The organism is Bacillus sp. FSL M7-1020, assembly GCF_038050415.1.
In the GTDB taxonomy this organism is placed as follows: Bacteria; Bacillota; Bacilli; order Bacillales; family Bacillaceae_G; genus Bacillus_A; species Bacillus_A toyonensis.
Map to the genome: position 1 here is coordinate 3,725,039 of NZ_JBBOTW010000001.1, position 25,235 is coordinate 3,750,273.

Annotated in this window: 26 protein-coding genes, 1 riboswitch and 1 other annotated feature; of the genes, 6 read left to right on the top strand and 20 right to left on the bottom strand. The window is 35.9% G+C overall.

Translation table 11 applies throughout. The features are described 5' to 3' along the window. Position 1: 1 nt before the first annotated feature. From bioC to MHB70_RS18935, 6 genes are all read right to left on the bottom strand, one after another. Entirely contained in the window at positions 2-811 is an 810-nt protein-coding gene (gene bioC, locus MHB70_RS18910) for a malonyl-ACP O-methyltransferase BioC (protein WP_000608926.1), read from the bottom strand. Next, positions 777-1,517 carry an alpha/beta fold hydrolase gene (locus MHB70_RS18915; RefSeq protein ID WP_061529591.1) on the bottom strand — a complete coding sequence of 247 codons (741 nt, stop codon included), beginning with the start codon at positions 1,515-1,517 and terminating at the stop codon, positions 777-779. The genes bioC and MHB70_RS18915 overlap by 35 nt, the downstream gene beginning before the upstream one ends. Then, positions 1,514-2,701, bottom strand: coding sequence for an 8-amino-7-oxononanoate synthase (bioF, locus tag MHB70_RS18920; protein ID WP_001077303.1), 1,188 nt, complete (start codon positions 2,699-2,701; stop codon positions 1,514-1,516). The genes MHB70_RS18915 and bioF overlap by 4 nt, the downstream gene beginning before the upstream one ends. 1 nt (position 2,702) lies before the next feature. Then, positions 2,703-3,395 (bottom strand): dethiobiotin synthase, encoded by a 693-nt coding sequence (gene bioD / locus MHB70_RS18925; protein WP_000012508.1) that lies wholly within the window; start codon positions 3,393-3,395, stop codon positions 2,703-2,705. Beyond that, positions 3,392-4,783 carry an adenosylmethionine--8-amino-7-oxononanoate transaminase gene (bioA, locus tag MHB70_RS18930; protein ID WP_000217835.1) on the bottom strand — a complete coding sequence of 464 codons (1,392 nt, stop codon included), beginning with the start codon at positions 4,781-4,783 and terminating at the stop codon, positions 3,392-3,394. Before bioA ends, bioD begins: the two co-directional genes overlap by 4 nt. A gap of 122 nt (positions 4,784-4,905) precedes the next feature. After that, on the bottom strand, positions 4,906-5,262 hold the full coding sequence (locus MHB70_RS18935; protein WP_000727842.1) for a hypothetical protein: 357 nt from the start codon (positions 5,260-5,262) through the stop codon (positions 4,906-4,908). A gap of 140 nt (positions 5,263-5,402) precedes the next feature. Continuing rightward, positions 5,403-5,623: a binding site (T-box leader), on the top strand. Positions 5,624-5,901: 278 nt separating this feature from the next. On the opposite strand from MHB70_RS18935, the gene nhaC reads away from it, so the two are divergent. Then, positions 5,902-7,275: a Na+/H+ antiporter NhaC gene (gene nhaC / locus MHB70_RS18940; RefSeq protein WP_000253727.1), complete on the top strand. Its 1,374-nt coding sequence runs from the start codon at positions 5,902-5,904 to the stop codon at positions 7,273-7,275. Between the two features lie 58 nt (positions 7,276-7,333). Here nhaC and cpdB read toward each other — a convergent pair whose 3' ends face one another. Then, complete coding sequence (cpdB, locus tag MHB70_RS18945) at positions 7,334-9,685, bottom strand: bifunctional 2',3'-cyclic-nucleotide 2'-phosphodiesterase/3'-nucleotidase (RefSeq protein ID WP_000748632.1); 2,352 nt, start codon at positions 9,683-9,685, stop codon at positions 7,334-7,336. Between the two features lie 365 nt (positions 9,686-10,050). Between cpdB and MHB70_RS18950 the strand changes: the two genes are divergently transcribed. Further along, a complete protein-coding gene (locus MHB70_RS18950; protein ID WP_000755809.1) occupies positions 10,051-10,830 on the top strand; it encodes a GDSL-type esterase/lipase family protein in 780 nt (259 codons plus the stop codon). 72 nt (positions 10,831-10,902) lie between these two features. After that, positions 10,903-11,349, top strand: a complete 447-nt coding sequence (locus tag MHB70_RS18955; RefSeq protein ID WP_000445820.1) for a MarR family winged helix-turn-helix transcriptional regulator — start codon at positions 10,903-10,905, stop codon at positions 11,347-11,349. A gap of 24 nt (positions 11,350-11,373) precedes the next feature. Here the strand turns inward: MHB70_RS18955 and MHB70_RS18960 are convergent, their stop codons facing one another. From MHB70_RS18960 to argC, 7 genes are all read right to left on the bottom strand, one after another. After that, positions 11,374-11,580 (bottom strand): hypothetical protein, encoded by a 207-nt coding sequence (locus MHB70_RS18960; protein WP_000291941.1) that lies wholly within the window; start codon positions 11,578-11,580, stop codon positions 11,374-11,376. Positions 11,581-11,638: 58 nt separating this feature from the next. Further along, positions 11,639-12,199 carry a DUF2062 domain-containing protein gene (locus MHB70_RS18965; RefSeq protein WP_002044856.1) on the bottom strand — a complete coding sequence of 187 codons (561 nt, stop codon included), beginning with the start codon at positions 12,197-12,199 and terminating at the stop codon, positions 11,639-11,641. Positions 12,200-12,336: 137 nt separating this feature from the next. Beyond that, positions 12,337-13,287 (bottom strand): ornithine carbamoyltransferase, encoded by a 951-nt coding sequence (gene argF, locus MHB70_RS18970; protein WP_000108847.1) that lies wholly within the window; start codon positions 13,285-13,287, stop codon positions 12,337-12,339. A gap of 12 nt (positions 13,288-13,299) precedes the next feature. Continuing rightward, on the bottom strand, positions 13,300-14,460 hold the full coding sequence (locus tag MHB70_RS18975) for an acetylornithine transaminase (RefSeq protein WP_000200529.1): 1,161 nt from the start codon (positions 14,458-14,460) through the stop codon (positions 13,300-13,302). After that, positions 14,457-15,224, bottom strand: a complete 768-nt coding sequence (gene argB / locus MHB70_RS18980; RefSeq protein ID WP_001286769.1) for an acetylglutamate kinase — start codon at positions 15,222-15,224, stop codon at positions 14,457-14,459. Before argB ends, MHB70_RS18975 begins: the two co-directional genes overlap by 4 nt. 11 nt (positions 15,225-15,235) lie before the next feature. Further along, positions 15,236-16,459 carry a bifunctional glutamate N-acetyltransferase/amino-acid acetyltransferase ArgJ gene (argJ, locus tag MHB70_RS18985; RefSeq protein WP_000598404.1) on the bottom strand — a complete coding sequence of 408 codons (1,224 nt, stop codon included), beginning with the start codon at positions 16,457-16,459 and terminating at the stop codon, positions 15,236-15,238. Between the two features lie 10 nt (positions 16,460-16,469). Beyond that, a complete protein-coding gene (gene argC / locus MHB70_RS18990) occupies positions 16,470-17,507 on the bottom strand; it encodes an N-acetyl-gamma-glutamyl-phosphate reductase (RefSeq protein ID WP_000861262.1) in 1,038 nt (345 codons plus the stop codon). 224 nt (positions 17,508-17,731) lie between these two features. Here argC and MHB70_RS18995 point away from each other — a divergent pair, with 224 nt between their 5' ends. Next, positions 17,732-17,917 carry a YqzH family protein gene (locus tag MHB70_RS18995; RefSeq protein WP_001003213.1) on the top strand — a complete coding sequence of 62 codons (186 nt, stop codon included), beginning with the start codon at positions 17,732-17,734 and terminating at the stop codon, positions 17,915-17,917. 30 nt (positions 17,918-17,947) lie between these two features. On the opposite strand, the gene MHB70_RS19000 is transcribed toward MHB70_RS18995, so the two are convergent. Further along, positions 17,948-18,742: an SDR family oxidoreductase gene (locus MHB70_RS19000; RefSeq protein ID WP_061529592.1), complete on the bottom strand. Its 795-nt coding sequence runs from the start codon at positions 18,740-18,742 to the stop codon at positions 17,948-17,950. 9 nt (positions 18,743-18,751) lie between these two features. Continuing rightward, positions 18,752-19,705 carry an MBL fold metallo-hydrolase gene (locus MHB70_RS19005; protein WP_000125110.1) on the bottom strand — a complete coding sequence of 318 codons (954 nt, stop codon included), beginning with the start codon at positions 19,703-19,705 and terminating at the stop codon, positions 18,752-18,754. A 165-nt stretch (positions 19,706-19,870) separates the two neighbouring features. Between MHB70_RS19005 and proI the strand changes: the two genes are divergently transcribed. After that, a complete protein-coding gene (gene proI, locus MHB70_RS19010; RefSeq protein ID WP_000027277.1) occupies positions 19,871-20,710 on the top strand; it encodes a pyrroline-5-carboxylate reductase ProI in 840 nt (279 codons plus the stop codon). A gap of 49 nt (positions 20,711-20,759) precedes the next feature. On the opposite strand, the gene sdaAA is transcribed toward proI, so the two are convergent. The 4 genes from sdaAA to rnz form a co-directional block, all read right to left on the bottom strand. Beyond that, a complete protein-coding gene (sdaAA, locus tag MHB70_RS19015; RefSeq protein ID WP_000489451.1) occupies positions 20,760-21,638 on the bottom strand; it encodes an L-serine ammonia-lyase, iron-sulfur-dependent, subunit alpha in 879 nt (292 codons plus the stop codon). 18 nt (positions 21,639-21,656) lie between these two features. Continuing rightward, complete coding sequence (gene sdaAB / locus MHB70_RS19020; RefSeq protein WP_000877455.1) at positions 21,657-22,316, bottom strand: L-serine ammonia-lyase, iron-sulfur-dependent subunit beta; 660 nt, start codon at positions 22,314-22,316, stop codon at positions 21,657-21,659. A gap of 48 nt (positions 22,317-22,364) precedes the next feature. Then, positions 22,365-22,499 carry a hypothetical protein gene (locus tag MHB70_RS19025; RefSeq protein WP_255257361.1) on the bottom strand — a complete coding sequence of 45 codons (135 nt, stop codon included), beginning with the start codon at positions 22,497-22,499 and terminating at the stop codon, positions 22,365-22,367. A 692-nt stretch (positions 22,500-23,191) separates the two neighbouring features. Next, the gene (rnz, locus tag MHB70_RS19030) at positions 23,192-24,115 is read right to left on the bottom strand and encodes a ribonuclease Z (protein ID WP_000397436.1); all 924 of its coding nucleotides are present in this window, start codon (positions 24,113-24,115) and stop codon (positions 23,192-23,194) included. Between the two features lie 189 nt (positions 24,116-24,304). Here rnz and MHB70_RS19035 point away from each other — a divergent pair, with 189 nt between their 5' ends. Continuing rightward, a complete protein-coding gene (locus MHB70_RS19035) occupies positions 24,305-24,556 on the top strand; it encodes a DUF3932 family protein (protein ID WP_000665711.1) in 252 nt (83 codons plus the stop codon). A 195-nt stretch (positions 24,557-24,751) separates the two neighbouring features. Next, positions 24,752-24,919: riboswitch (M-box (ykoK) riboswitch) on the top strand. The last annotated feature ends 316 nt before the right edge of the window (positions 24,920-25,235 follow it).

Below are 25,235 nucleotides of genomic sequence, written 5' to 3' on the forward strand. Positions count from 1 at the left end.
TTCATCTCTTCCCCTCTTTTGTTATATACGTAAATAAAGCATGATACGTTGCCATTATCCCTTCATTTCCCGTGAAGTCTCTTTCGTATATACGAAGCATCGCACGAAAGAGTGAGGGACTTTGGCAATATGATTCTTCATTACTATTGGTCGCTCCTACTTTTCGAATAGAATGCAGAAACTCTCTAACTTCTGCAAAACTCTCTATGTAACATGTTTCAGAAACATGTACATCCCCTGTTTCTATCTTGCATATATGGCGTAACTGATCTTTCGAATAAAAACGTTGACCTATCGCTATTTCATTTCGTATATTTTTTTCTTCTTTCGCCCTCCGAAACGAATTGTGAAGCTCTTGAAAAGTTTCTTGTCCAAACGTTGAAAAGAGTAGTATCCCATCTGTAGACAAATGATGAAATAGATTTCTAATCACTTGTTTTAAATCATTTAGCCATTGAAATGTAGCATTTGAAATAATGACATCATATGATTCTTCTAATCGTAATCGTTCGATATCTTCACAGTGAAACGTTACATTTTTTACATTTGGTCTAGTTTTCGCAACCGCAATCATACTTTCAGCAAAATCAATAGCTGTAATATGCGCTTTTGGAAATAAGTTTGATAATTTCTCTGTGACATAACCTGTCCCGCATCCAAGTTCTAAAATACGTATCGATGAATTTGCACTATATCGTCGATTCAATGTAGAAAGTAATGAATGTGCCATCTTTTTTTGTACATTTGCATATTGATCGTAAGATACAGCTGCCACGTTAAACCGTTTTTGCAGTAACGTTTTGTTGATCATGTCGTATCCCCTCTACAAATTGAATTACCTCATTTGCACAATATTCAAAATTTATTATACATAATGCGTGTCCTGCCTCACTTACTACCTTGAGTGTTACATTTGTATTGTCCGCCATACTATGAGCAGCAGACAATGGACATATTACATCCTGCTCTCCATGAATAAATAGTATAGGTGCTTGAATTTCTTTCAGCTCTCCTCTCATATCTGTTTCTATTAAATAATCCAAACCTAATTGTAAAGACTGAATAGAATCCCCTTTAAAATGTTTTACAATATCTTCAAAACATTTATTCTCTTTCAACTCATCTTTCGTAAACATATTTTCATAGAACCGCTTGAGCGTATCTTCTTTCTTCCCTACCAAATTCTTTTTCAGCCGTTCTACATGCAAAGAATTCCATCCACTTGTATAGTCACTCGTATTTGTAAATTTAGCAGTACCACCAATTAATACGATACCTTTCGCCTTAATCTTTTTATAGGCTTGAATTGCCGCTAAAGCTCCTAATGACCATCCAACTAAAATTACATTTTCATCATGCGCTACATCTATTATTCGTTCCGCAAACTCGCCTATCTCTTTCACGTTACGCCAATCTATGCATTGAACAGGATATTCTTTGAAATACGGAAGTACTAAATCCCAAACATTTTCTTCCATTCCCCATCCAGGGATAAAAATAATCTTTAGCTCTTTCATACGAAAAGCTCCTCTTCTTTCGCAATGTGAATAATTTGGTCAATGGCCCATTTTAAATCAGCTATTGTATGTTGTGACGTAACAGCAAAACGGACCCGGGAACTATTAATTGGAACCGTCGGTGGACGAATTGCAATTGCTGCGATGTCTACCTCTTGTAATCTTTTACTAAACCGTAAAGCATTTTCATTTGAACCGACTACAATCGGTACAATATGAGTTGAGCTATTCCCAATATCAAAACCAGCTTCTCGTAAATGGGTTCTGAAATATGCACCATTCGCTATAAGACTCTCTCTTCTTTCGTTATCTTCTTTCACAATTTCAATTGCTTTTCGTATCGCCCCTAATATTCCTGGTGGTAAGGCTGTAGTAAAAATAAAGCTTCTCATCATATTTCGTAAATACTCTATATAAATTGCATCGCCTGTCAAATACGCACCATAGCACCCTAAAGCTTTACTAAACGTCCCCATATGTATATCAATTTTTTGAGCAATGTCTTTTTCTATATGAGATAACCCAGCTCCATCGATTCCATATATTCCACTCGCATGCGCTTCATCAACTATAATGATTGCCCCGTATTTCTCCTTAAGCTGCACTAATTCTCTCAAGTATGCAGTATCACCATCCATACTAAAAACAGTATCAGTTACGATTAATTTCCTCTTTTCAGGTGACGCTATTTTCAATAACTTCTCTAAATGATCCAAATCATTATGACGATACCTTTTATGTTCTGCGCCGCTTAATATAATTCCATCAACAATACTTGCGTGATTTAATTTATCACTAAACACAATATCGTGACGACAGGCTAAAGCAGATATAGCACCTACATTTGCTGTATATCCACTATTTACAATTAGTGCTCTTTCAGTACCTTTCCAGTTGCATACACTTCTCTCAACCTCTTCATACAATGGATAATTTCCTACAACGAGGCGAGAGGCAGTCGCACCAGTTCCATATTTTTTTGTACACGCAATAGCAGCTTCTTTTAATCTTTCATCCCCAGCTAATCCTAAATAATTATTTGATGCTAAATTTAACAACCTTTTTTTATCTCGAATAAGCCACGTCTCTTCTGCTTGCTCTGTTACATGCAAATTACGATACTGTCCTTGCTCATGTAATTGTTGTAATTTAGATTGAAGATGTGTGCGCCACGTTTGATTCATTTTAAATGAACTCCTCTAATTTTGAAATCATAATATGTTCTTTTACTGATTCCAATAATTTTTCCCTAGTAAATTCACCTTCAAGAAATGGTAATAAACCTAAAACTGGTACTCCACTTAACTCCTCAATCATTTCTTTATTTTCTTGCACTCTTTCTTTGTCACATTCTTTACAACTAGACAAAATTACACCTGCTACTGTTAAACCGTGTGCCTGTGCATAAGAAATTGTTAAGACAGTATGATTTACTGTCCCTAGCGTAGGGCGAGCTACTATAATAAGAGGCAACTGTAATTGTTTTGCGAAATCAATTACTAAACTATCTTCAGTATATGGGACTGCAAGCCCGCCTGCCCCTTCGACAAATACGCTATTAAACTCTTTTAATAGTTCTTCATAGTGCCTCATAATGTCTTTTAACTTTACGACTCTTCCAGCTCTTTTCATCGCAAGTCTCGGAGCAAGCGGTTCTTCAATGGAATAAGGACAAATTTCATCTTCTTTTGTCGGTACACCCGATAATGCTTTTAATCTTGCTGCATCTCCCTCAGGGTTTGATGCAACATGTCCACTTTGCAACGGTTTATATACACCTACGTTATATCCCAACTCTCTATATACACCTGCTAACGCACCTGCAACCACAGTTTTTCCAACTTCAGTATCTGTTGCTGTTATGAAAAAACCGCTCATTCTTCTCCCTCCGTAACATCTGAGATTGCTTTATATAAAATGCGTAACATATCATCTATCTCATCAATTGTAGAAGCAAGAGGAGGCATAAATACAATCGTGTTACCGAGCGGTCGTAAAATCATGCCAAGATCTCTTGAGCGTTTACATACTTGCACACCGACTCTTTCTGTCCATTCAAACGATTCTTTCGTTTCCTTATTCTTCACTAGTTCAATACCAATCATTAACCCGCACTGACGAATATCACCTACATGTTTATATGCAAAGAGCGCTTCTAATTGCTTGGCTACATATTCTGTTTTACGTGCAACATCTTCTATTAAATTTGTTTTTTCATATAATTCTAGATTCGCAATTGCTACTGCACACCCTAACGGATTACCTGTGTAACTATGACCATGGAAAAATGATTTTTGTTCCTCATATTCTCCTAAGAAGGCATTATATATTTCGTCTGTCGTTACCGTAACTGCAACCGGTAAATAACCACCTGTTAAACCTTTCCCAGCGGTTAAAATGTCTGGCGTCACATTTTCATGTTCACATGCAAACATTTTTCCAGTGCGCCCAAATCCCGTTGCTACTTCATCCGTAATAAATAAAACATTATATGTTGTACATAAATCCCTTAGCCCTTTTAAGTATCCTTTCGGCATTGTAATCATACCGCCAGCACCTTGCATTAAAGGTTCTACAATAATAGCTGCAATTTCTTCATGTTTTTCTTTCAGCATTTCTTCCATTTCTTCTAAATGTTTTTTTACAATTTGTTCCTTATTATCTCCATAAGGAGAACGATATGTATATGGATACGGCATTTTAATTGCTTCAAATAAGAGTGAACTATACACTTGGTGAAACAAGTCTATTGCTCCTACTGAAACAGCACCAATCGTATCACCGTGATATGCTTCTTTTAATGTAACAAATCTTTGTTTTCTCGGTTTCCCTTTATGTTGCCAATATTGGAAAGCCATCTTAATTGCAATTTCAACAGCTGTAGAACCAGAGTCTGAATAGAACACCTTCTTCAATCCTTCTGGTACAACCTCAATAATTTTTTCTGCTAATAAAATTGATGGAACGTTAGCAAGTCCTAACATAGTAGAATGAGCAATTTTATTTAATTGCTCACGAATTGCTTCATCTAATTCTGGCACTTGATGTCCGTGAACATTTAGCCAAATAGATGAAACCCCATCCCAATATTCATTTCCATTTACATCGTATAGCTTTCTTCCCTCTCCACGTTCAATAATGACAGGATCTTCTTCTAAATAACCTTTCATTTGTGTAAATGGGTGCCATACGTAAGCTTTATTTTTCTCTGATAATTCTTCATATGTATAAGATGATTTTTCAGTCGTATTACTATTCACAGTCACAATTGTCACCCCTAATGTTAACTAGTTTATAGATATAGTTAACATTAAATCCAAAAGACTGTCAATTATTTTTAAATTAAACAGTTCTTAAAAAAGAACAACTTATCATACGATAAGTTGTTCTACTTTCCATGCTGTATCTTTCCGATTTCTAAAATAATCTCTTCATCTTTTTTTCCTTCTGTATCAATTCCCAGTTGTTTTGCATGCTCAATTAATAAATCATGACGCTTCTCAAATCTAGCTGTGTTTACTTCTTTCGTAATTTCCTCTTTTGTTTTCTCATCAGTAGAAACTCCTAGTTTCGCAGCTGCTTTTTCCATCGACTTCTTCTCTTCCGTTTCTTTCACTTTCTTCACTTCTGATTGCTGGATTTGCTTTTGCTTCACCTGCTCTGATTCAGCTGCAAAAGCTGTGTAAATTCCAGCACTTCCGCCAATGACTAGTAAGGTGGTAAAAAGAATTAGTTTTTTCTTCACTCTTTTCTCCCCTTTCGAATTCATTATAACGCACATCTTTCAATGTTAAAACCTATCTCCTTTATTTCCCTAAAAAAATATTACACATTTTTATTGACATGTATGATGAATATATGATAAAAATTTAACTAACATCATATGAATCGGCGTTGATAGGATTTAGTAGTATTTCGATTTCTGATTTCAGAGAGCTGGTGGTCGGTGCGAACCAGTACAGAGCGAATTATGAATTACCCCCTGGAGCTTCTTTTACGAAACGTAAGGAGTAGTGAAAGACGGTTATAGACCGTTATGTCTAAAGAGTGGTGAAACGACACTGTTTCACAATTTAGGGTGGTACCGCGAATTTTTCGTCCCTGCATATATTGCAGGGGCGTTTTTTATTTTATTAACGCATATCATACGACCCTTTATTTTGTGATACATTCATTTTACAAGCTAGGGTGGTACCGCGATTTCTTCGTCCCTGCATAATTATATGCAGGGACGTTTTTTTATCCAATCATTTCCGTATCATATAGAAGTATTAACAAATTACCGGTAATTTGTCAAAAAATTCTAAAATTTAAAAGGGAATATACAATATTGGCGAATTTTATATAAAAAAGACTATTCTCGATTAATTAGGAGGGGAAAACAATGGTTTCAAAAATTGAATCTGTTCTTTTAACAATTTTTATCTTTTTCTGTATTGGTTTTAGTGTTATTCAATTAGAAGTTTCACCGCATATCCCGATTTTATTCGGTATCGTTATTTTATTAGCGTTTGGGTTTATGAAAAAAATCTCTTGGTCTACTATGGAAAAAGGGATGATCAGTAGTATTTCAGCGGGGATTCCATCTATTTTTATTTTCTTACTTGTAGGCGTATTAATTAGTGTATGGATCGCAGCTGGAACAATTCCAACTTTAATGGTATACGGCTTCCAACTTGTATCTCCGAAAATTTTCGTTCCAACTGTTTTTGTTGTTTGTGCGATTGTTGGAACGAGTATCGGTAGTGCATTTACAACTGCTGCAACTGTAGGACTTGCCTTTATGGGCATGGGTAGTGCTCTTGGATACGATCCAGCGCTTATCGCTGGTGCAATTATTTCTGGTGCATTCTTTGGGGATAAAATGTCTCCTTTATCTGATACAACAAACTTAGCTCCTGCTGTAACCGGTGTAGATTTATTTGAACATATTCGTAACATGCTTTGGACGACAGTTCCAGCTTTCATTATTGCTTTTATTGCATATTTCATTTTAGGCAGTGGATCTGGAGGCAATGTTGATTTCACATCCTTTATTAGCACGTTAGAAAAAAATGCAACAATTTCTATCGTTACACTTATTCCAATTTTATTACTGTTCCTATTCGCATTCAAAAAGGTTCCAGCAGTTCCAACATTACTTGCTGGAATCGTAGTAGGAATCATTATTCTCTTTATTTTCAAACCTAGTACATCTCTAACTGATTTAATGAAAATTATGCAGGACGGTTATGTTTCTAAAACTGGTATAAAAGATATTGATAGCTTATTATCTCGCGGCGGTTTACAAAGTATGATGATGTCCGTTGCCCTTATTTTCCTAGCTCTTTGCATGGGAGGATTACTACAAGGAATGGGTATTATCGCGCAGCTGATGAATATCATCTCTAGCTTTGTTAAAAATAGTACACGCTTAATTATTTCTACTGCTTCAACTGCAATTGGTGTAAACTTCTTACTTGGTGAACAGTACTTATCCATCGTTTTAACAGGACAAGCATTTGCTAATAAATACGATGAAGTCGGTTTAGAACGTCGTAATTTATCACGAGTACTAGAAGATGCTGGTACAGTAATTAATCCACTCGTACCATGGGGTGTAAGTGGCGTATTCTTAACAAACGTCCTTAGCGTTCCAACATTCGATTACCTGCCATACGCAATCTTCTGTTTAGCTTGTCCAGTTGTAACCATTATCGTCGGCTTTACTGGATTCGGTCTTTCATGGAAAAAAGAAAAAGCAGTACCAGTTTCATAATATACAAGTAAAAAAAGGATTACCGATTGCGGTAATCCTTTTTTTATACAACACTTTACTATCTATTTGCTTTCTTTCTTCTAAATAACATAAGTAATCCCGCTCCAACAAATGCAAGACCCGCTCCAATTGTAGAAGCAACACTTGCACCTGTTTTCGGTAAATCACGTTCATCTTTGTCAGCTTCTTTATTTTCACTTACAGTTGTCGTTGTTTCTTTTGTATTTTGATCATCTGTTGTAGTTTGTCCAGATCCTGCATTGTTTCCACTATTACCTTCATTTGTTGGTGGTGTCGTTGGATTCCCTCCATTATTACCTTCACCTGTTGGTGGTGTCGTTGGATTCCCTCCATTATTGCCTTCACCTGTTGGTGGTGTCGTTGGATTTCCTCCATTATTACCTTCACCTGTTGGTGGTGTTGTTGGTTTTTCTCCACCATCGTTCTTCTTCGTTATATCAATTGCATATTTAGCAAATTCATTTTCAGATGGTCCAACATATGATATTTTCCCATCTTTCTTTATATACTTTTGTGCATTTGGTGAAGAATCGAATGTTGTATTTAATTTATCTGCAACAATCGGCTTAAATGTCCAGTTTTGATCGGCTGCTGGATTAATAACTGGTGTTTCTTGCATATACTTCACAATGATTTGACGTGTTTCATCTTGTGATTGGTATACAACTTCCCCTTTACTTACACCTGGGAACGTTTGGCTACTTCCACGATAGTTATTTGTAGCGACGATAAATTCTTGATTGTCAGCTACTGGCTTACCTTCATACGTCATATTTACAATACGATTCGCATTCGCATTTTCCTTTATAACTTTTCCATCTTTATCATATTTTGCTGGTTGCGTCACATCAATTTCGTATTTTAAACCATCTAAAATATCAAAGTTATATGTAGGATAGCCTATATTTACTAACGGCTGTTCTTTCGTTTCCTTTGGATCAATTTTATTAAACTGACCTGCAGACATTTCAAGCCATTCTTTCACTTGTGCCCCATTTACTTTTACAGCATATAAAGTATTTGGATATACGTATAAATCTGCAACGTTTTTAATTGCTAACGTTCCAGCTGGAATATCCGTATAATATGTAGCACCGTTTCGGCCACCTGCTTTAAATGGTGCGCCTGCAGATAAAACTGGTATTCCTTTATATTTACTATATTGTCCATTTTCAGCAAACAACTTTTCGACATACCATTTTTGGGCATTTGTCACAAGTTGCACAGAAGGATCATCTTGTACTAATGAGAAATAACTATTAATTGGCGCTGTCGTTTTTCCTACAGCTGTATTCACATAATCAATTGTCGCTTGATGATCATCTTTAATTTCATTAACTAAATTTTGATCAGGTCCTACATTACCTTCATTATTAACAATCGGACGAAGTTGTGGCTTCGATTGCTCTTTTTGTACTTCCCATTTTCCGCTTACCTTTTTCAATTGCATATCAATAATACCTAAGTTACTTCCAAACACACCAGGCATTACAACTGGAACACCATTAAATACATCCTTCACTTCAGTATGTGAATGTCCCATTAATACTGCATCTACACCAGTAACTTCTGTTAAATAATACGATGCGTTTTCCATGCCAACGTTGTATCCACTCTTATCAACACCAGAATGCGCTAGTGCAACGATAACATCTGCACCTTCCGCTTTCATTTTCGGCACCATTTTCTTCGCTGTTTCAACTATATCTTTCGCTTTAACTTTTCCTTCTAAATTTGCTTTATCCCAGTTCATAACTTGAGGTGGAACAAATCCCATTACCCCAATTTTCACCTTCTGTTTTTGACCTGATTCATCTTCTACTTCTTTTTCAAAAATATGATATGGTTTAAAGTAATTTTGGTCGTTCTCTTCATTATTATCTTTATCATCTTTATAGACGTTCGAGTTAATAACCGGGAACTTTGTTTTACTAATCACTTTGTTTAAATAATCTAAACCATAGTTAAATTCATGATTCCCAAGAGAGATGACGTCATACTTCATTAAATTCATTACACGATATAATGGATGTGTATAACTAGGATCCACAGGATTTTTCGGATCGTTTATTTTATTCGCTACATAATCACCAAGCGGTGTCCCTTGTAATGCATCCCCATCATCAAATAGGACAGAGTTCTTCGCTTCTTCACGTGCTTTATTAACAAGTGTTGCCGTTTGCACGAGACCTACTTTATTATCTGTTTTCGTTTGATAATAATCGTAATTCATTAAGTTAACGTGAATATCTGATGTTTCTAGAATTCGTAAGTTAACTGTACTCTCCCCAGTATTCTCATCCGCATGAGCTGTTGTTGGCAGTACTTGCGGCGCTATTACACCTATAGCAAGAGTTGCTCCAGCTAGCATTTTTTTTGACTTTTTCACAAAAAATCCCCCTTATACAATTACCAGAAATAATGAAATGAATCCCTATCGGTCCATAATCACATACCTTTTTTCTTCTATTAGAGACACGATTTTCATTTCATCCTGCGCTAACGAGTAGTCCCCTTAAACGCTCGATTGATGAAGACTAACAATTAACGGGAGATAAAGCTCCCGCTAAGTAGCATTTCACCTTATCTGACATTATCATATATAAAACTCTTTCGTATCGTCAATATTTTTTGACAAACTTCAACAAATTTTCTGTAAAGTTATTGTAAACTTTTCATAAACATATAATATGCCCTTACATTGCTAATATTGCTGAATATGATACAATTACCAATTACAAGGAGGATGAATTTATGAAAAAAGTCATCTTAATAGTTGTTTGTCTCCTCCTTCTAATCATTTCTTATTCTAATTTTGAAAAGAACGATGAGACAAAACAAAACGAACCTGAAGACAAAACAGAGAAAACCTCTGCTCCAAGTTGGATTGATAAGCAAACAAACGACTCCTTTTATCACCTCGTATTAGGTGATTCACTCGCTAAAGGATATGGATCGACACAAGGTGGATTTGCTGAATTAGCTTCCAGACAAATAGAAGCACAAATTCATAAACCAATTACAGTAGAAAATCTTGGGATAAACGGCCTTACTACAGATCGTCTCGCTAAAAAAGTTCAATCAGAAGATGTAAAGCAAAAAATTAGAGCTGCAAATATAATTACGATTAATATTGGAGGAAATAATTTATTTCGCTTAAATCGTGATGTCGGTGTTATAGATGGTATTAAAATGTTAAATAAAGAAAAAGCTCATTTTGAAGCGGATATAAAAACTATTGTAAAGACAGTTCGAGATCAAAATCCGAACGCTTTACTCATTCTCTCAGAACTCTATAACCCGTTACAACTCGATGACTCCATCGCAAGTTATGCAGACATGTTTTTAGACGGATGGAATGAATCCGTTTATTCCATTTCAAAAGCAAATCAACCGTCTATCGTTTTACCAATTCGTAAATTAATATCGAATGATAAAAAAGATTTACTATTTGACCAAGTGCACCCAAATGATAACGGCTATGCGATTATTGCTAATACATTTACAAAGCAAGTGTTATCCTACAAATATTAAAGCTGCTGTGAAACAATTCTATTTTTATACCATGTCTTTTTTGTTACAATGAAAGTGGAAGGGGGCCTTTATATGGAATCACGCGAGTGGGAACGTATTGTTGATCATCTTCTTTCGCTAGTGCCTCTTTTTTATCGCAAATTTATGCTTCCTGGAGAATTTTCTTCTCAAAGACATATGCCGCCATCACATACACAAGTATTACTACTTTTGCATGAAAATGGCACATTAGCAGTTTCCGAAATCGGCAAGCGGCTAGCGATTTCAAGGCCTAACATGACACCTCTATTAAACAAACTTATTCAAGAGGAACTAATAGAGCGTCATTATAGCGAAAAAGATCGACGGGTCATTTTAATTTCTCTAACAGCTGAAGGGAAATTATTAGTAAATCAGTATCAGCAATTCATTTTAGACAAACTAAAAGAAAATTTCCAAACATTATCTGAGGAAGAGCGCGAAAAGCTCATTCAATCTCTTCAAACCATTCAAAATTTAATTTTGAAAACAAACGCATAAAGCTGCTTCTAAATAGAAGCAGCTTTATGATTCATAATAATTACCGTAGTATACATTTGAATATGGCCATGTCGTTAAATATGGTTTTTGATCTTGCGTAGGTTGTTGTGGTGGTATTTGTGGCAATTGCTGAAATTGTTGCTGTTGATACACTCCAACTTGCTGTCTCATATCATTTACCGGATAATAATTTGTATATGGGTATACTTGAGGTACATAGTAATAATACATCCATTCTCTCCCCCTTTTTCTTAAACATATTCAAAGGAGAAAATGAATGTGCCATTCTTTATATTTGTACAAGTGGTTCTCTCACTTTTTTCTTTCTGTTCTTCAAACGTAACTTACGATTCTTTTCATATAAATAATGCACTACGAAATATGAAACTACACCGAACACAACTCCTAAAATCGTCATTCCAATTAATACATATACTTCACTCTGTAATAAGCTCTTTAACATCGTAAAAATGTGACTTGAAAACAAGTCCGATATCGTAAATGGTTCATGATGTATTTGTTGTACATGAAATGGATAAATCATTTTCCCTAGCGCATACGCAAGCGGAAATAAAAACACTGGGAGAAACGATATTTTCCCAATAATATTGCCAATAACTGCAGCAGGAAATGATCCTTTTGCTAATCGAACGATTGGATAAAATATTACATATACGAGCGATGCTGTATAAATTACTAACATTTCTAAACCAAAACCAATAGCAAAACCTAACGACACTTTCTTTGCTCCTTCTGGCGATCGAAGCAACTTATAATATTGAAACTTTAATATTCTCCACATCCGCTGAAAAAACGAATATGTTTGCTTAGTTGTTTTCACTCTCATCATCTCTTTAACTATATTTTATATGTAGTATGTCCTTACACGCACTGAATAACAAATTTAGTTTTCTCTTTCTATTATAAATGATATAAAAATGATTAACCAAATATACATCCGACATTTTAATATAAAAAACCTTCCTTTTAGGAAGGTTCTTCTACATTATTAAATAAACTTACTAATAATGCTTTTTGAGCATGTAATCGATTACCAGCTTGCTCAAAAACGATAGACTGTGGTCCATCAATAATTTCTCCCGTTACTTCTTCTTCACGATGAGCAGGTAAACAGTGTAAGAAACGATATGTTTGCTTTGCATGCATAACAAGTTCTTTATTGATTTGATAAGGTTGAAATAAAGTATATTTCTCTTCTTCTCCATCTTGCCCCATACTCATCCAAACATCAGTATAAATAAAATCTGCTTCCTGTACCGCTAATTCAGGATTATGCAAAATTTCAATTTCAGCGCCTGTTTCTTTAGCAATCGCTAACGCTTTTTTAACAATTTCCTCATTCGGTTCATACCCTACGGGTGTTGCCACAGTCATATTCATTCCGACTTTTGCACTCGCTAACAGTAACGAATGACACACATTATTCCCATCACCTACATAAGCCAATTTAATTCCTTTAAATGTATTCACTTCTTCATATATCGTCATTAAATCTGCTAATGCTTGACAAGGATGATGATCATCCGTTAATCCATTAATAACAGGAATGCTCGATTCTTTTGCCAACTCTTCTACATCCGCGTGTGAGAATGTACGTATCATAATCCCATCAATATAATGAGACAGTACTTTCGCAGTATCAGAAACGGTCTCTCCTCTTCCGATTTGCATCTCCTTCCCACTTAAAAACATTCCATGTCCTCCGAGCTGTACCATTCCTGCTTCAAAAGATACACGAGTACGAGTTGAATGTTTATCAAAGATAAGCCCTAATATTTTACCTTGTAATAAAGGCTCTTGCTTATTCTTTTTTAAATATATAGCGAACTCAATTAAAGAAATAATTTCTTCTTTCGTTAATTCTTCTAGTGTTAAAAGATCTTTCGTATTTAATTTCGGTACTTGTACAGTTGACATGAAATTTCCCCCTTATATGATTGATACGTTTTTTGTACAAACTACTTTTTTTATCATATATACTGCCTGTTCTAACTCTTCATTCGTTACAATGAGTGGCGGTAATAGTCTTATGACATTCGGCCCTGCTTGTAATACGAGTAGCCCGTCTTTTTCAAGTTGTTCTATAAAATTTGAAACTTCATGCTTACATTCGATTCCAATCATAAGCCCCTTGCCACGAATATTTTGAATACATTCGACATGACATAACTCTTCTTGCAATCTCTTTAATACGTATTCGCCCTTTTCCTGTACGTCTTTTAAAAAGGATGGTTCCTTGCTTACCTGTAACACTTCTTTCGCAGCAGTCATCGCAATATAATTCCCTCCAAAAGTTGAACCGTGTGATCCCGCATTAAAAGAAGAGCCCAGTTCTTTCCTACCAATTACTGCTCCAACGGGAATACCATTTCCAAGAGCCTTAGCGATAGTAACGATATCAGGTTTTATTCCCATTTGTTCGTAAGCGAATAGTGTTCCGGTTCTTCCTATACCCGTTTGTACTTCGTCTATAATAAATAGAGAACCGTACTTATTACATAATATTTCGATTTCTTTCAAAAAAAACGAATCAGCTAGTATGACTCCGCCCTCTCCTTGAACAACTTCTATCATTACTGCCGCAACTTCTTCATTCATTACTTCCTCTAATGCTTGTATATCGTTAAAAGGGATATGTAAAAAAGACGGAAGTAGTGGACCAAACCCTTCTTTCACCTTATCTTGACCTGTTGCACTCATCGTTCCAAATGTTCTACCGTGAAAAGACTGCTCACATGTTACGACTAGAGATTTTCCAGTATGCTTACGAGCTAGCTTTAAAGCTGCTTCATTCGCCTCTGCCCCGCTATTACAAAAAAACACATAATCTAATGCTGTATTTTCTGTTACTAACGATGCAACCTCTTCTTGTAAGGAGTTTGTAAATAAATTCGATATATGCCATATGTCTCCAAGTTGCTTTTCAACCGCCTTTACAACAGTAGGATGACAATGTCCTAAATTACATACTCCAATACCGGAAGTGAAATCTACATATTGCTTACCATGTTTATCAATAACTTTCGTTCCATTCCCCTTTACAAACTCAACGTTTCTTCTTCCATACGTTTGAAAAAGATGACTCGTCATACAATACTCACGCCTTTCGTTACCGTCGTTCCGATACACTCGCCTGTGACCTCAGTAAAATCCTTTGTACCATTCACAATACTTACCTTTTGTACTCCCATTTTTAATGATGTAAGTGCCGCCTGTACTTTCGGAATCATCCCGCCTGTAATAACACCTTTTTCTATAAAAGTTGCAATTTCAGACTCATCTGTTTTCTTTACCAATTTCCCTTCATGTAATATCCCATCTACATCTGTAATGAAAATAAGTTCTTTTGCGGATAGCGCATCCGCAATCCCAGCTGCAGCAGTATCCGCATTTATGTTATACACCTCATTACCATTTATTCCGATTGGGGCAATAACAGGAATATAATTCATATCTATTAATTTTTTTAATAAGGTTGTTTCTACATAACTTACCTCTCCTACATATCCTATTTCTTCGCTGACAGGTTGAACTTGAAGTAAATTACCGTCACACCCTGAAAGCCCTACGGCCAGTAAATTATGCTTTTGTAAATTCATTACAAACTTTTTATTTGTACTACCACATAGCACCATTTGAACAACATCCATCACTTCTTTTGGTGTTACTCGTAATCCATCTCTTTTTTCCACTTTGATATGACACTCTTTTAATTTGGCATCAATTTCTGGGCCACCACCATGGACAATCACTACCTTATACTTCTGTTGCAATTTCTTTATACAATCAAAAAACACATCATTTAATTGATCCAACATGCTACCGCCGCATTTAATTACGATATAATCACTCATCTTCTCTCTCCTTATGTACGATAACAAGCGTTTATTTTTACATAATCATAACTTAAGTCGCATCCCCAAGCTGATCCGGTCTCTTTTCCTACATGTAAATACACATCAATAATAATTTCATGTTCTTTTAATTTCTTTTTCATTTCCTCTTCAGAAAATATTTGAGGTTCACTATTTTTTAGCACAACGATAGATTGAAGAGTAATATCAATTGTATTTGGATTAATCGTTACTTCACTTTGTCCAATACTGCTAATAATTCGCCCCCAATTTGGGTCTTCACCGTGTATTGCGGTTTTCACAAGACTTGAACCAACTATTTGCTTTGCAATTTTCTTTGCCTCTTCACTCGCTTTAGCCCCTAGCACATTTACTTCTATTAACTTCGTAGCACCTTCACCATCTTGTGCAATTTTTTTTGCTAAATCTTCACATACCTTCTGTAAAGTAAATACGAAAGTTTCCCAGTCTGTGTGTTCCATATTGATTGGTTTCGTTTCCGACAATCCACTTGCCATAACGATGACCATATCATTTGTAGAAGTATCTCCATCTACCGTAATTTGGTTAAATGTATGATTCGTAATTTGTGATAATGCTGTTTGCAATACTTCATGCTCTATATTGGCATCTGTTGTAATAAAACTAAGCATCGTTGCCATATTCGGATGAATCATTCCTGAACCTTTAGCAACACCAGCGATAGTCACTTCTTTTCCATCAATAATCATCTCATAACAAGTTTCTTTCGTTATAAGATCCGTCGTTAAAATTGCTTCACAAAAAGAATGAGCTTCACTTACCTCTTTTGTCGGTATAAGAGATGTAACTCCCTTGCGGATGCTATCCATCGGTAAAGGTACTCCAATTACACCAGTTGAACCGACCGCAACGTAATTTTCTTTTACACCAAAGTGTTCTGCCCCTAATGTTCGTATCTCGTAAGCATCTTGTAGCCCTTTCATTCCTGTACAAGCATTTGCATTTCCGCTATTAACGATAATTGCTTGTAATTTCCCTTCAGTTGCTATACTATCTTTCGTTACTTGCAGGGGTGCTGCTTGTATTTGATTTGTTGTATAAACAGCGGCGCACGATGCTGGTACGTCACAAACGATTGCACCTAAATCCTTTTTCTCCTTTTTCAAACCATTGCTAGTACCGATTGCCGAAAAGCCTTTCGGCGTTACAATTGAACCACTTTCTAATTTTGTAATAGACGCTACTTTAATCATCATGTCCCCCTTATGGATAAAGCGGCATATGCTGTAAACCTGTTGTCTCTTCCAATCCCGCTAATACATTTGCGTTTTGAATCGCTTGCCCAGCCGCACCTTTCATCATATTGTCTATAACAGAAACGACCGTAACTCTTTCTGTTCTTTCATCGTAAGCTACCCCAATATCACAATAATTTGAGCCCCTTACTTCTTTCGGACTTGGAAATTCTCCATGAGAGCGAACTCGAACGAAAGCTGAGTATTCATACGTTTCTTCATACAATTTTTGAAGCTGCTCTATTTTCATTTCCTTTTTCACTTTCGCATAAAGTGTAATCATAATCCCCCGTGATATCGGTATTAAATGTGTACTAAACGTGATTGGCTTCATTTCACTATTCCACTCTGCAAGCATTTGCTCAATCTCAGGAATATGCTGATGCTGATTAACTTTATAAATGTGTAAGTTATCATATAACTCAGGAAAGTGAGCCATTGTTGTTGGCGTTTTGCCCGCTCCAGATACTCCTGATTTCGCATCAATAATAATGGAATCTTCTTCAATTATGCCGCTACGCATTAACGGCGCTATCGCTAATAATACAGCTGTAGCAAAACATCCTGGGTTTGCAATTAAATCTGCATTTTGAACCTCAGACCTTTTCCATTCACTTAGCCCATATACTGCTTTCCTAAGAATTTCTTCTTGTGCAGCTGGCCTTTTATACCACAGTTCATATGATGAGGGATCTATCATACGAAAGTCTCCAGATAGGTCAATTACTTTTAAACCTACCTGTAATAATTTTGGAGTTAATTCTGCCGATACACCTGCTGGGGTTGCTAAAAATACAATTTCTGCTTCCTTCTCTATTTCCTCCACATCAATTTCTTGTAACGTATGGACAAGGATATTTCGAAAATGTGGATATACATTCGCTATACACTCACCAACTTGCGAAAAAGAATGGAGAGATGATATCGAAAAATACGGATGCTGCTCTAATAACCGAATTAATTCAATACCTCCATATCCAGTTGCTCCAATAATTGCGACTTTCATAAGTTCCTCCTCATATTGATTCTTTAGATTAAGTATGATTATAATATTGTATATTTATAGAGTCAATTAAATATTTATAAATTTTTAAAACTAAAAAAACTTAATTTTACTAGAAAAACAATATACTCAACCGAATTTTTATACAATAATAGTGCATGGTAGTTTTTTTATTTCACTTCAAGTACAATAAAACAATACATACGTACATACAGGCGGGGAAAAATATGAACGAAAAGTTAATTGAGAAAATGATTATAAAAAGTTTTCAGCAATATCAATGCAATCCTGTATCAAAAGAGGATCAGGAAATGTTAGTGAAACATATTCAAGCGATTATTCATTCGAATAATGAAATTGACGTATACGAGGCAATTGAGGATACCGTTTACGATTATGTGACTGGAAAATAAAAAAATAGGAGATTTCCATATGGAAATCTCCTATTTTTTACTTAATGATTTTCCCGCTACACGTTCAAATAAACCAGGGAATAACGCATAGAGCTTAGGCCCCATTCCCATCCACTTCGGCAAATTCACTTCACGTTTTTTCGTTTGCATCACCTTTACGATTTGTTCTGCTACATATGTTGGTTTTAACATGTAACGTCCCATATTTTTTACATATGTACCAGATTGATCAGCTATTTCAAAAAAGTTCGTATCTATCGGTCCTGGGTTAATTGCTGTTACATAAATATCTGTATTCGATAATTCCATGCGCAAACTATTCGTAAATCCTAATACGGCATGTTTCGTTGCTGCATAAGCACTCGATTTCGGAGTTGCAATTTTCCCAGCAAGTGAAGCTATATTAATTATATGTCCTTCGTTTCTTTTTACCATATAAGGTAATACCGCTTTCGTACAAGCTACTAGTCCAAATACATTTACTTGGAACATATCCTTTACTTCATCCATTGATGCCTCTTCAAACGTTTTAAAAATACCAAAACCCGCATTGTTTACCAATATATCAATACGTCCCACTTCTTGTAATACCTTTGAAAAAACAGATTGTACTTTCGTCTCTTCACTTACGTCTAATACATAATAATAGCAAGGCGTATTATAAGTTTTTTTTATTTTGTCTGCTAACGCTTGTAGTTTCTCCTCTGTTCGAGCCATTAATACTGGAGTCGCTCCCTGCTCTGCAACTTGCATTGCAACTTGCTCTCCAATTCCACTAGAAGCGCCTGTAATGACGATTACTTTTTCTTGTAAGCGTCCTGTCATTGCTGTCACCTACTTTGCATAATAAATCAATTGTTGCGAAGATTCATCAATCATCACTTGTTGATTATATGCTAAAAAGTCTAATTGTCCAACAGTTTCGGAGATAGTAAGCGGCAATTGTTCTTTATATAATACTGGAAATAGCTTCACACATACTTCAAATGCTGTCATCGGTTTTTCCTTTAATAACTCAAGTACTTTAAATGCACGTGTTTCTTGCTTTTGTAACCTCGTTTCAATAAGTTGTTTCACATTTAGAACATCTTCCCCATGCCCTGATAAAATACGTGAAATATTCATTTCACTTAAACGTTTTAACGTTTGATTGTATTGTAGCAATGGACGTGCTCTTTCCGTTTGCCCTTCATATGGTGGTTCTAATATTGGATTTGAAGAAATATGACTAATGAGAGCATCCCCACCAATTAATATCCCATCGGATTCTCTATATAAAGAAATATGAGTAGAAGCATGGCCTGGGGTTTCAATTACTGTAAACCCAGGTAAAGAATCAATACGATCCCCCTCTCTCACAGTATGTGTTAACGATCTATTACAAGAATATTTAAGTGTCCTTGTCGTCAATAATGCCTCGTCATTCAAAAATGCTGCTGGAACACCGAACTGCAAGGCTGTCTCTCTAAAAAACTCATGATACCGCTTTAAAAACTCTGGATTTTGCGTGATCCACGGCTCATTCCAAGGGTGTCCAATAATATTCGTTTTCTCAGAAAATATATTTAAAAGTCCACAATGATCCGCATGATGATGCGTAATCACTACCGTTTCAATATCTTCTATCGTATAACCTAATGCACCTAATTGACTTTCTAACGCATTTTTTGCCTCTTCTGTATTCGTCCCTGTATCAATTAATGTTAATGTCTCCCCCTCAACTAAAAACACATTCACAGTCTCAACTGCAAATGGCACAGGAATCTCCATTCGGTGAATCGCCGTCATGCTTAGCCCCCCTGACTCTTTCCGGTTCAAAAATGAATACTTCTTCAGTTTACAACTTCCACATAAATTTGTCATTATTTTCAGATAAAAAGAGGTGTTTTCTATAAAAAACCGAATGTATGTACATTTATAAGTATTTCTAACCAAGTTTAAAGGAGGAACATCATGTCTATTCAAAACATATCCTTTCTCGGTGCAGGCTCTATTGCCGAAGCGATTATTGGTGGATTGTTACACGCAAATGTAGTTAAAGGAGAACAAATTACCGTAAGCAATCGTTCTAACGAGACAAGGTTACAAGAGCTACATACAAAATATGGTGTCAAAGGTACGCATAACAAAAAAGAACTACTTGCTAATACAAATATTCTTTTTCTAGCAATGAAACCAAAGGATGTTGCAGAAGCGCTTACCCCTCTTAAAGAATATATAAATAAGGATTTGCTTATTATTTCGCTATTAGCAGGTGTTTCTACTCACTCGATTAGAAACCTACTTCAAAAAAACGTTCCGATCATTCGTGCAATGCCAAATACATCTGCCGCTATTTTAAAATCAGCTACCGCTATTTCGCCTTCAAAACATACAACAGCGGAACATATTCAAACTGCAAAATCTTTATTTGAAACGGTCGGTCTCGTCTCTGTTGTAGAGGAAGAAGATATGCATGCTGTCACTGCATTGTCTGGAAGTGGACCAGCTTATATTTATTACGTAGTAGAGGCGATGGAAGACGCCGCAAAAAAAATTGGTTTAAAAGAAGATGTTGCAAAATCGCTTATTCTTCAGACGATGATTGGTGCTGCTGAAATGCTAAAAGCAAGCGAAAAACACCCTTCTGTTTTGCGAAAGGAAATTACATCTCCTGGCGGAACTACCGAAGCAGGCATTGAAGTATTACAGGAAAATAAATTTCAACAAGCACTCGTTTCTTGTATTACACAGGCAACGAAACGATCACATGATCTTGGAAAAACATTAGAACAACTCACAAAAGAAAAATAAAAATGGAGCTCAATCTTACTTGAGCTCCATTTTTTATCATCATATACTTTTAGTTATTACTCTTTCCAAAAATCTCTTCTTGTAGACGACGACCTGTCGGTGTTGCTGCAAGCCCGCCTTCAGCTGTTTCACGAAGTGCTACTGGCATCGTTTGTCCGATTCTAAACATTGCCTCAATCACTTCATCACATGGAATTGTACTCGTTACACCAGCTAATGATAAATCCGCTGAAATCATCGCATTTGAAGCACCCGCTGCATTACGCTTTACACAAGGTACTTCTACAAGTCCTGCAACAGGATCGCACACTAAACCAAGCATATTCTTTAATGAAATTGCCATCGCTGTAGCTGCTTGATCTGGTGTTCCACCAGCCATCTCAACTGCTGCTGCCGCTGCCATTCCACTTGCTGAACCAACTTCTGCTTGGCATCCTCCTGCCGCACCAGAAATACAAGCATTATTCGCAACTACCATACCGAAAGCTCCTGCTGTAAATAAAAATTCAATCATTTCTTCACGTGTAGGTTGTAATTTTTCTTTCAGTGCAAACAGTACACCTGGCACTGTTCCAGCAGAACCTGCTGTTGGTGTTGCACAAATAATCCCCATCGCCGCGTTTACTTCATTTGTTGCAACAGCTTTACTCACTGCGTCCAAAATCGTATCTCCAGATAAGCCTTTTCCGCTCTTCATATACGCTTGAACTTTTACAGCATCACCGCCAGTTAAACCAGTTGGTGATTTCACGCCGCGAATACCACGTTCTACTGCTTGTTCCATCACGACTAAGTTCTTTTCCATACCAGCAATTACTTCTTCACGTGAAATATGTCTTGTTTCCATTTCACATTGAATCATAATTTCTGCGATTTTTACATTTTGTTCTTTAGCTTGCGCCACTAGTTCCGCTGCGTTCCGAAACATGGTGTGTCCCCCCTGCAATTAATCCATAATAGTTACTTGACAAATATTTTGTTGCCCTTTTATTTCTTCAATCACTTCATCTGCTAACAATTCATCTGTTTCAATGACCATAAGCGCTCTTCTTCCTTTTTCTTTACGAGAAACGCTCATTGTACTAATGTTAATCTCGTGTTTCGCAAGAATGGAAGCTACAGCTGCGATAGCACCAAAGCGATCGTTATTTACAATAAGTAGTGCTGGACTCGTGCCTGTTAATTGAAGATCGAATCCGTTTAATTCTACAACTTCAATTTTACCGCCACCAATTGAGCAAGCAACAACTTCAATTTCCTCTTCACCTTTATACAGACGAATTTTCGCTGTATTTGGATGCGGAGCATTTGCATCTTCTTCAATGAATTCCACTTCAATCCCGCGTTCTTTTGCAATATCTAACGCACTTGGAATACGTAAATCATCTGTTTCAAATCCAAGTATTCCACCGATTAGCGCTACATCCGTACCGTGACCACGGTATGTTTTTGCAAATGAACCATATAATGAAATGCTAACTCTCTCTGGCTCATGACGAAACAGCTGACGAGCAACTTGCCCCATTCTTGCCGCGCCTGCTGTATGTGAACTTGATGGACCAATCATAACCGGACCAATAATATCAAACACTGAGCGGTACTTCATCATAACTCCCCCTAAACCTCTATGAAAAAAATTTATTCTACTATTTTATTAAGCTGCCACATTTGTTGCTGTTCCAGTTCTACCACGAATTTGTTCCGCTGTACGAATTGGATAGTTTTTGAATAAAATGAACCAATATCCTGAAATAATACCAGATACCATAATACATAAGAAATATAGCATTACTTTCATTTAAAACGATATAAGATAACCAGCAATAAATCCTGGTAGCAATCCAAAGTTTAACACAGAAGCCATTGCAAGCATAGCATAAACAGGTGATATAACCATTGTTAATACAACTAAATTTGCACCCGCTACTCAACCTAGACTACCTGCTGATGTTCTGAACTCTTTTAAAGAGTGGTATACCAATTAAATCCCCACCAACTTATTATTAAAAAAGCTTCTACTAAACCACTTGCAACAGCTACACTAGCTAATCATACCGTTTAGCTAAAAAGTAAAAAAGACTTAGTACAAATAATGATATCTTTCCTATTATAATCTCCATATTACTCTCTCATGTTTTAGTCAACTTCACTTGTTACGACAATGACTAATATGCATGTGACTTATAATAAATTGTAATCTGCCCTCATTATAGCTTGTTTTTTATAAAACGCTTACTTTTGTTGAATTTTAAAAGTTCTGAATAAAAGTCCCTTTCTGCTATTTGTATTACTTGTATGTCATCTGACTTATATAACAGTTTTTCTAAATAATCATTATTACGTATTTTTATCCTATATATTCAATCCATTCTAAGTTTCTGTATCATCCAAGTTTAAGTATAAAATAATAACAGTTTTATTTTTAAAATTTTTTAGACATAAAAAAATGGTAACCTAATGTTACCATTTTTCCAAAAATCATTATTTTTCTACTGGAAATGATTTTAAATCTGTCGCTATTTCTGTATTAGGAAATAACTCTCGTGCCTCTTTCAATAATTCCTTATATGTATCTCCTTGATAACGAGAACTAATGTGAGTTAATATTAATCGTTTCGCATTTGCATGAAGTGCAATGCTCGCAGCTTGCTTAGATGTGGAATGAAAATAATCATGCGCTTGTTGTTCATCGTCTGCCGCAAAAGTTGCTTCATGAACAAGTACATCAGCATTTTGTGCTAGCTCTCTACTCGCTTCGCAATATCGTGTATCACCTAAAATGGTAATAATTCTTCCCTTTTGAGGCGGACCGATAAAATCTTTTCCATTTAGTATCGTACCATTCTCTAATTCAACTACTTCTCCATCTTTTAAACGCTTAAAGATTGGCCCTGGTTTCACTCCCATTTCGAGCAATTTATCGACTAAAAGAACACCTTGTATATCTTTCTCTACAATACGATATCCAAAACATTCAATGCCATGTGACAATTTTTTCGTTTCTACATAAAACTCATTATCTTCAAACACAGTACCTTCTTCTGTTATCTCAACGATTTCAAGTGGATATTTCACATGTGTCGTACTTACTGATAATGCCACTTCAATAAATTGTTTAATTCCTTTTGGTCCGTACACTGTTAATTTTGTTGTTCCACCTTGAAACGAACGGCTACCCAATAAACCCGGCAATCCAAAAATATGATCGCCATGTAAATGCGTAATAAATATTTTTTCAATGCGGCGTGGACGTACAGACGTATGTAGTATTTGATGTTGCGTCGCCTCGCCACAGTCAAATAACCAAGTCTGTCCTCGTTCTTCTAACAACTGCAAAGCAATTGCTGAAACATTCCTTCCTTTTGAAGGAACACCTGCACCAGTTCCTAAAAATACAAATTCCACTTTCTTTCCTCCAGCTCTTTATATAATCTATCTTTCATCTTACGGAATGTTATTTCAAATGGCAAATTGAATTTACATAACCAATCATCTAGACAACTATATAACACGAACGTTATACTCAAAAAAATTAGCTATCGTTCGTGTTTTGTGGTAAAATGATTGTACTACATTTTAAGGGAGCGTTTTATTATGAAAGAAGTATTTCGTTTACAAACTGATTTTTCATCTTCATTTGATCGCTGGGTAAGTTCTTTCGTGTCTGATCACCCAGCACAATTAGAATGGACGACTTTAAAAGAATTAATCCATGAATATACAACATCACATACAAATGAGACATTACCAACATATATTTCTTCAGCTTTAACATATTACGCACAACGCGTTTCAACAACAAATAACTCAGAAATTGTTATTTTTGAAAATCCTACAATCTCATAATCTATTATAAAAAGCACTGTAATGAGTGCTTTTTATTTATATTCATTATTTTTTATTTTTCCAACTTATTCTCAAAAAATACAACTTATTTCATACTATATACCCTTCATAAATCTATTTGATTTTTCAAAAAAACAGATTAAAAAGATATTGACACTACGATTTTACAGTGCTAACATTCAACATGTAATTGAATATGGTCTCTGTTAGGTGAGGCTCCTGTATAGAGAAACGCTGCTGCCCAAAAATGTCGAGAGACGCCAATGGGTCAACAGGAAAGGTCGGAATGAAGGCCTTTTTTAACGTAGCTGGTTTCAGTACCTATGCTATACAGTGCTAAAACTCAACGAGGGAGAGGTGCATGTATTTTGTCATACACAAAAACTGTTTTTAGCTATGTTTACTAACAGGCTTTCGTGTGGACGTTTTTTAACTGTGAATTCAGACCTTTACTCGTTGTGAGTAAAGGTCTTTTTTATGTCTTTATGCACCTGACTATGAAACAAACATAGCATATTCAGAAACTATTAAATTGGACGGAGGTGAGGAACAGTGGCAAGTGATGATTCGGCCCAGATACCCATATGTTTTACGTTAATATTTCATCATGTAGGTAGGAAAGAAGCTGTTCCTCCTAATTTTAAATAGTCGAGTAACAGTTTGTTTCCTCCTTCATGAC